The sequence below is a fragment of the Alicyclobacillus herbarius DSM 13609 genome, from assembly GCF_000430585.1.
GTDB classification, from domain to species: Bacteria; Bacillota; Bacilli; order Alicyclobacillales; family Alicyclobacillaceae; genus Alicyclobacillus_G; species Alicyclobacillus_G herbarius.
Window position 1 is genome coordinate 1 of record NZ_AUMH01000044.1, and the last position, 7,690, is coordinate 7,690.

A 7,690-nucleotide genomic window follows, 5' to 3' on the forward strand; every position below is an offset into this window, starting at 1 on the left:
CTACACCGAAGGATCCGAAACATCCGCTACGACTTTCTGCACAAGGTAACGACAGAGCTCGCGAAAACCAAGCGAGAAATCGTCGTGGAAGACCTGAATGTGCAGGGGATGCATCGGAATCGGAAGCTGGCGCGCGCCATTTCGGACACCGGATGGGGCGAGTTTCGCCGAATGCTCGCGTACAAGTGCACATGGTATGGATCAACGCTGACGGTCGTGCCGCGCTTTTACGCGAGCAGTAAGACATGCTCCGTATGCGGGCATGTGTTGGGCGAGTTGCCGCTTTCGGTGCGCGAATGGACGTGTCCAACGTGCAACACGCACCACGACCGTGACGTGAATGCGGCGCGGAATCTTTTGAAGTTCAGTACCGCGAGTTCCGCGGGAATTCACGCCTGTGGAGAGCCCTCTGGCGGGGCGGTGACACGCCGCTAGTCATGGCTCATCGAAGCAGGAAGCGACGAGTGGATATTTGTCCATGAATCGCAGAACGGTACAAGACGATCCAACGAGAGGGATTGCTGGCACTTATTAGCGACAAGAAGGCGTCGGCACAATTGGTTGATGTCCGCGAACCGGGGGAATTCCGGCAGGAACATATTCGCGGTTTCCGTAGGACGTACGGAATCTACCGGGCGGCATCATGGCGTGGAATTCTCGCCGCAAGGGTTAACTCGATAAGCGCGTTGGATTTATAAGCCGCGTTGGATTTATACGGCGGAGGGTATTATGAGGGGGGATAGGAGGAGTTCGGGTGGAGTACACGGATTCGATGAGGCACCGTTTGCGGCGGATTGAAGGGCAGGTCCGAGGCGTCTTGCAGATGATGGATGAAGGCAAGTCGTGCAAGGACGTGGTTACCCAGTTATCTGCCATTCGGGCTGCCGTTGATCGTGTCATTATGTATGTCATTGGCGAGAACATGGAACAGTGCATTCGTAAGGAAGTTGAGAATGACGGTAATGCGGAGAAAGTGATTCAGGAAGCCATCGAATTGCTGATGAAAAGTCGATAGGGAGGATGAACCGAATGGCTACTGTAAAAGTGACTGACCAAAACTTTCAGAGCGTGATTCAAGGGGAAAAACCGGTGTTGGTGGATTTTTGGGCCGAATGGTGCGGACCGTGCCGGATGATGGCGCCCGTGCTGGAGGACCTGGCGAAAGATCAGGCGGATCGGCTCGTGGTAGCCAAATTGAATGTCGATGAAAATCCAGCAACGGCCGGGGCGTTTGGAATCATGAGTATTCCTACGATGATTCTGTTTAAGAACGGGAAACCTGTAAAGCAACTCGTGGGCTACATGCCAAAAAGTCAGTTGCTAAGCCAGTTGGCAGGCGTGTTGTGAGCCTTCGCCGGGAGGTGCCGTGGCTACGGGAGATTGGGCCGAAGCGCAAATGTGTTCGGCCCAATGACTACATAGACAGTTGAAGCGTGACTTGCGAACCGTGCCACACAGTCGAAGGGGGCTACGATGGCACATCGATTCCGACCTGAACGCGCTGCACGCCTCGACAATCCGGAACGCAGAAAGCTCCTGCCTCCGGAAGGCAGTTGCAGAACAGATTCCGCTTCCAGACGCGAGCTTGGATAGGATTTTCTGCTCCTTTGTTTTCCATGAGGTGGATGACCTGGGGCAAACCCTAAGCGATTTTAGCCGGTTACTGAAAACCGATGGCAAATTACTCGTGCTCGAATGGGGAAAGAAACCAATGGATATGGGGCCGACCTTGGAGGAACGGATCGACGCGAACTTTCTCGGAGAGGCCTTACGCCGGGCCGGATTTCGGGGCACTCTCTTCCGCCCAAATGAACTGCACTATGGGTACCTCGCAGAGTTTGAACATGGAGAATGAGGCGTTTGGTTCCTATGAATGGATGTTTCGCGGGAACCAAATGTTTTATTGGCGGGATGTGACGGCATTTCGTTTGATGCTTTTCGTTCAGCTGTTCTACGCGCCGCAGGTCCTCCAGAGAACTTCAAGGCAACCTCAGGTTGCGGCTCGATTCCTTTCACTACACGACAACCCCCAGATGAAAACGAGGAAGGTTCGGAACAGACTTCGTTGCCTGACAACGTATTCCAGGATTATATTCTAACAAGGGAGAATACCAGATTTATCAGGCGGACGACGTGCTCAAGCAAGCGGTTCTAGGAAATGGCCCGCTGATCAACTGGGAGAAAAACGTAAAGCGGGGGAAGGGTATGGCGACGAAATCCATAAAGGTCAAGCTGCGGTTAGGCAAACACCCAGACATTCGGGCGGGTATCTGGCAGCTGCATAAAGCCGCGAACGCTGGTGTGCGGTACTACACCGAATGGTTGAGTCTCATGCGGCAGAAAAACTTGTACACGCGCGGTCCGAAGGGTGAACAGCAACTATATAGGAGCGGGGAACAGTGCCGGCGAGAGCTTCTGCAGCGTCTGCGTGAACGTCAACGTCTAAACGGCAGGACGGATGAGCCGGGGACAGACGAAGAACTGCTGAAGGTAGCTCGGCAAATCTACGAGGTACTTGTGCCCCAGTCTATCGGCAAGTCTGGGGATGCGCAGCAATTGGCCAGCAATTTCCTTAGTCCGTTGGTCGATCCGAACTCCAAAGGGGGGCAGGGGCAATCTAACGCGGGGCGCAAGCCTGCATGGCAGAAAATGCGCGATGAAGGGAATCCCGGATGGGTGGCGGCAAAAGAGCGATATGAGCAACGGAAAGCAACTGACCCGACGAAAAAGATGATAGAGATGTTGGACGGACTCGGTTTGAAACCGCTGTTCTCCGTATTCACCGAAACCTACACGACCGGGGTAAAGTGGAAGGACCTAAGCAAAAGGCAAGGCGTGCGGACTTGGGATCGGGACATGTTCCAATCGTTGAGCGAGCGGTCTGGGGTTATCGACGTAGGGTCGCACACGGTGCACCACATTGACCTGGCCACGGCGAGTGATGCGCAGATCCAATATGAATTGTAAGCCTCTGCGGCCACCTTGGAGCAACACCTCCACCACCCGCGTAAATCCGACACCGATGGGTTTGGATAACCAAGGACACAGCTTAGATTTCTGTACTGCGGCGGGAAGTACGACTGGTAGACGTTTGGGCCGGTTTGGTGAACCAGAAATAGAAGGTTCCCAGTGAGATTGCTGCGACGTAGATTACCGCCTTCGGCATGCGGACCGTGGGTACTTTGTGCAGAAACATTCGTTTTTCCTCCTTCGTACCGAAGATGGATCTCACACTTCGAGTTTCCTCACCATTTGCCGGCAACATGGATCTTCAGCGGTTGCGGACTTGTCGGCGGACTACAAGCTGGCAAAAATCGGTAAAGAATTCTTGGGCGCGCGGGCTGGTCTCGTCTGGGCTGGCGGCGACTGGGATGTCTGGGTTGCCAAAGGCCGGGCCGCTGACGACAAGACTAAAGCGGCCTGAGGAGATCCAGGGCCCTGTATTCGTAATCTGTCCTACAATCAGCAGGAGAGCTGTGAGCACATCGATGGCATCCAAGGCAAAACCGGATCCCGCTGTGGTTCCCTCCTGTCTCGGACCGCCGATGATAGGTCCTGAGAGACTTAACCATATGGCCCCCGAGGAAAGGTACACCCCGGTCGTTGTGATTTGACCTGTTAACAATAGGAAAGCAATCCATAAGTCAATCGCACGAAGAATCCCAGTAACCACGGTTTTATTTCGCGGAGTCGAATCACCCTTTCTGCGCCGCATTCGACATACATCCCTTTCAAGTCCCTTCGCCATCCGCCTTCCGTTCGAATCAGGGTATGCACGGGTTTATTCAGTCGTGTGGACCCCATCCCGACCAGTGCCTGAGGTAGGTAAATTGGAGAAATGGGCTGCCCAGCTGAGGCTTACGCATGTAGATATTAGGCAAATGAGATTATAAAAAGACTATAAAACTACCATTTCATCCTGACTTACTGGCGAGGAGTGTACTATAATGTTTCCAAACAATCGCTTTCACTGTTAGCTTTACACAAGTCCTTTCAAAGTGAAGTTGCCAGGGTTGTTTTGAAACCGGTTGCGAATACTGGATTCTCAATGACTGTTTCTGAAAAGAGATAAAGAAAGAGATAAAGGAAGTGGTGATATGGAAGTTTCCACCCAGCCCCGGTCAGTGCGGGAAGGGAACGGAATGAACGATTCCGCACAAACCGTCCCGTTTGTTAGCCGCAAGGACGTGCTGTTTTCTGATGCGCTGCAGATCGACGTGGGTGCGGTGACGGAAGCGCTGGGCAAGGTGAATCCGTTGTCGGATGTGGCGGTCTTGGTAGTACATAGTCAGCGCCCGTTCCCCATCTATCCGTTTCTCAGTGCCCTGCAGACAGCTCGGACGGAAGTGCTGCACGTGTTGTGGCAAGGCAGCCGCAGCTTTGTGCTGACGCTGGCGGCCGCATCGGTAGAGCCGTTGCGGCAGGTGGTGGAAAAGCGGCTGCGGGAATGCTGCGACGGAAATGTCCTGGCGGGGCTGTGTGGACCGCTACCGGTAGTGCGGCTGGAGGAGTGGTTTGGCGCGCTGGAGCAGGCGATTTGGTACTGTAACCAGAATGTGTTGGATCGCCAAGGCGTGAGTGTGGCAGAGCCGCGGGTGTTTCGAGGAGAAGGAAACTTTGTGGGGGCAGTGGACAGGCTGCTGCAGGTACTGTCGGAAGGCGCCGTGGCGGCCGTGTTGGCAGTGCTGGAGGAGACGTTCGCGGTGATGCGGCAGGAGCGTTGGACGCTGCGAGAAGTGGCGGTGTATTGCGCGCAGGTGGTCGTGCTGGCAGAGGCGCAGGCGCGCTGGCCGCGCGGCGGGGTATCGCGGGTGTGGCGGCGGCCAGAGGCGTGGCAGGAGGTCATTGCGCAGGAGTGCTGCAAGCTGGAAGCGATTAAAGGACGGCTGAAGGAGATTGTTAGCGGTTTGCTGGAGACGCCGCGGGATGCGGCGGCGGTGGGACGGAGCCTCCAGGTGCTGCGGGTAATGGAGTGGATTGAGAAGGAGTATGCGTCTGAGCTGGAACTGGAGGACCTGGCGTCGCGGGTGTATTTAAGCGCAGGGCACTTGAGCAAGCGGTTCAAGCAGGAGACGGGGATGACAGTGCACGAATACATTATCCGGACGCGCCTAGCGAAGGCGAAGAAGATTCTGGTGGAAGACCTGAGCCTCAAAATCTACGAAGTTGGGGCGAGGGTTGGGTATCCGGACGCGACATACTTCAACAAGCTGTTCAAGCGGCACGTAGGGATCACTCCGAGGGAGTACCGCGAACGCGGAGGCGTCTAGGATGAAAGGAAAGTGAACCTTGGAAGGAGACGGTGGCCGGCTGAGGAAACCCCCGTCCTCTACAATGCTGGAAAACGGCTTCATAACAAATCCTTAGTTTCGCAAACTTGGTCAAATTTTGTCGATAAATCATAGAAAAACGCATCGTATGAACCGGGTCCAATTCTATATACTTTGTTCCGTCAACCACTCTAGTGTCGGTGTTTTCCTAACTCTTCTACGGACCGTTTGGTCTATGGCTCTGAACAGTGCGGGGCTCCCGCGCTAGCGACATTGGGTGGCAACAGGTGAGAGGGGGAGCCAATGTGAAGACAAACTGGAAGGCAACATTCATGCTGGGGGCCGCTGCGGTCATGACGACCGCATTAGCCGGGTGTGGGAGCGGATCGAACAGCAATACCGCTACATCCGGCTCGTCCGGAAGCGGAAGTGCATCGACGGCCGATAAATCGTCGACGCTAGTGATGGTCCCGGCTTCCTATGGGAGTTTCCAACGCAACTTCAATCCGTTCCAGACGGGAACAAATAACCCGGGCACGCTCGGATTCATTTACGAATCGTTGTTCTATTACAACCGTGTGGGCCCAGAGCGGTATCCGCTGCTCGGAAAGAGCACCCAGTGGAGCAACGGTAACAAGACACTGACCGTGACCCTGCGTGACAACGTCAAATGGTCGGATGGGCAGAAGTTCACGTCCAAAGATGTCGTTTTCACGTTTAACCTTCTCAAACAGCACCCTGAGTTGGATTCGAGCGGGGTATGGAGGGAACTGGCGGACGTCAAGGCGGACGGCGATTACAAGGTGGTCTTTGATTTCAAACACGTCGACGTTCCGTTTGAACTGTACATCGAAGAAGCGGCGATTGTGCCGGAGCATATCTGGAAAAACATCAAGGACCCGAAAAAGACCAACAACGAAAACCCGGTTGGGACAGGTCCCTACGTGCTCGACTCGTTCTCTTCGCAGGATTACAAGTTTAAGGCCAATCCGGATTACTACCTGGGCAAACCGCCAGTGCCAGAGATTGATATGCCTGCGTACAATAGCAACGATGGCGTGAACATGGCGTTGGCGAAGGGCGATATTCAGTGGACAAGCTCGTTCATTCCGAATATCGAACAAGTGTTTACGTCGAAGAGTCCGAACAACAAATACTGGTTCCCGCCGAACAACGATGTGCAGCTGGTGCCCAACCTGAAAAACCCGATTCTGAGCAACCTGACAGTGCGTAAGGCGATGAGCCTGGCGATTGACCGCAACGCCCTGATTCAAAAAGGCGAGTACGGTTATCCAGAAAAGGCCAATCCGACCGGTGTGCTGTTGCCGATTATGAAGGATTGGCTCGATCCGAACCTGCCCAAGGCGGATACGGAATTCACGTACAACCCGCAAAAGGCGGTCAAACTGCTGGAGGATGCCGGATTTAAGAAGAATTCCTCCGGTATCTTTGAGACACCCGACGGGAAACCGTTGTCGTTTAGCCTCGAGGTCGTCTCCGGGTGGACGGACTGGATTATGGACGCGCAGTTGATCTCGCAGCAGCTGCAGAAAATTGGCATCAAGGTGCAGGTTCAGCAGCAGCAGTACGGCGGGTACATGTCTGACCTGCAGGGTCACAAGTTTGACTTGGCACTGGTCTCCACCAGTAACGGTCCGAACCCGTACTACATCTTCAAATCGACCTTTGCCACCGGAGCTATCAACAACTATGCGCAATGGAGCGATCCGGCCACCGACCAGGCTCTGGACCAATTTGCCAGCACGACGGATAAGCAGAAACAGAAACAGGCGCTGTATAAGGTCGAGCGAATTCTCGCCGAAAAGATGCCAACCATCATGCTGTTTGAGGGCCCGACCTGGTATGAGTACCACGATAGTGCGTACACGGGCTGGCCGAGCGCCAGCAAGCCGTATGTGACGCCTGCCGCCTGGGCGTGGCCAGCGCCGGAAATTGTCGTGATGCACTTGAAGCCGCGGTCGTAAGGGGATGGCGGGCGGAGGGGTTGCCCCGCCCGCCTGAACGGCCAGCCTAATGAAAGGAGGCGCGAGCGTGCGATACGTCATCAACCGGTTGGTGTTTTTCGTTATCTCGGTGTGGGCTGCGGTCACCATCAACTTCATCCTGCCGCGGATGATGCCGGGCGATCCGGCCGAGGCCATGTTCGCTAAGTTTCAGGGCCACCTGACGCCCTACGCGCTGCACGCCTTGGAACTGCAGTTTGGTTTTAGCAACAAACCGCTCATCCTGCAGTACTTCGATTATTTAAAAGGACTGTTAACCGGCAACTGGGGACTATCCTTCACCTACTACCCAACGCCGACGACTGCGGTCATCGGCCACAGCCTGCCGTGGACGATTGCGTTGGTGGGGGTGGCGACGCTGCTTTCGGTCTTCGCCGGCACGGGGGCGGGTATCTA

10 protein-coding genes are annotated in these 7,690 nt (G+C 55.0%); 8 read left to right on the forward strand and 2 right to left on the reverse strand.

The window, feature by feature from the left end; translation table 11 throughout:
- From H522_RS0116105 to H522_RS0116130, 5 genes are all read left to right on the forward strand, one after another.
- On the forward strand, positions 1–435 hold a 435-nt coding region (locus H522_RS0116105; protein WP_026963106.1), incomplete at its 5' end, for an RNA-guided endonuclease InsQ/TnpB family protein.
- 319 nt (positions 436–754) lie between these two features.
- Entirely contained in the window at positions 755–1,015 is a 261-nt protein-coding gene (locus tag H522_RS0116110; RefSeq protein WP_026963107.1) for a metal-sensitive transcriptional regulator, read from the forward strand.
- Between the two features lie 14 nt (positions 1,016–1,029).
- Positions 1,030–1,347, forward strand: a complete 318-nt coding sequence (gene trxA / locus H522_RS0116115) for a thioredoxin (protein WP_026963108.1) — start codon at positions 1,030–1,032, stop codon at positions 1,345–1,347.
- A gap of 100 nt (positions 1,348–1,447) precedes the next feature.
- Entirely contained in the window at positions 1,448–1,855 is a 408-nt protein-coding gene (locus H522_RS22620) for a class I SAM-dependent methyltransferase (RefSeq protein WP_425387032.1), read from the forward strand.
- A 350-nt stretch (positions 1,856–2,205) separates the two neighbouring features.
- The gene (locus H522_RS0116130) at positions 2,206–2,967 is read left to right on the forward strand and encodes a polysaccharide deacetylase family protein (protein ID WP_155836513.1); all 762 of its coding nucleotides are present in this window, start codon (positions 2,206–2,208) and stop codon (positions 2,965–2,967) included.
- An 82-nt stretch (positions 2,968–3,049) separates the two neighbouring features.
- Here the strand turns inward: H522_RS0116130 and H522_RS21665 are convergent, their stop codons facing one another.
- Complete coding sequence (locus H522_RS21665; protein ID WP_155836515.1) at positions 3,050–3,196, reverse strand: hypothetical protein; 147 nt, start codon at positions 3,194–3,196, stop codon at positions 3,050–3,052.
- A gap of 75 nt (positions 3,197–3,271) precedes the next feature.
- The gene (locus tag H522_RS21670) at positions 3,272–3,715 is read right to left on the reverse strand and encodes a hypothetical protein (protein ID WP_155836517.1); all 444 of its coding nucleotides are present in this window, start codon (positions 3,713–3,715) and stop codon (positions 3,272–3,274) included.
- A 427-nt stretch (positions 3,716–4,142) separates the two neighbouring features.
- On the opposite strand from H522_RS21670, the gene H522_RS22380 reads away from it, so the two are divergent.
- From H522_RS22380 to H522_RS0116155, 3 genes are all read left to right on the forward strand, one after another.
- Positions 4,143–5,270 (forward strand): helix-turn-helix transcriptional regulator, encoded by a 1,128-nt coding sequence (locus H522_RS22380; RefSeq protein ID WP_162143526.1) that lies wholly within the window; start codon positions 4,143–4,145, stop codon positions 5,268–5,270.
- 305 nt (positions 5,271–5,575) lie between these two features.
- Positions 5,576–7,255 carry an ABC transporter substrate-binding protein gene (locus H522_RS0116150; RefSeq protein ID WP_026963112.1) on the forward strand — a complete coding sequence of 560 codons (1,680 nt, stop codon included), beginning with the start codon at positions 5,576–5,578 and terminating at the stop codon, positions 7,253–7,255.
- A 67-nt stretch (positions 7,256–7,322) separates the two neighbouring features.
- On the forward strand, positions 7,323–7,690 hold a 368-nt coding region (locus tag H522_RS0116155), incomplete at its 3' end, for an ABC transporter permease family protein (RefSeq protein WP_026963113.1).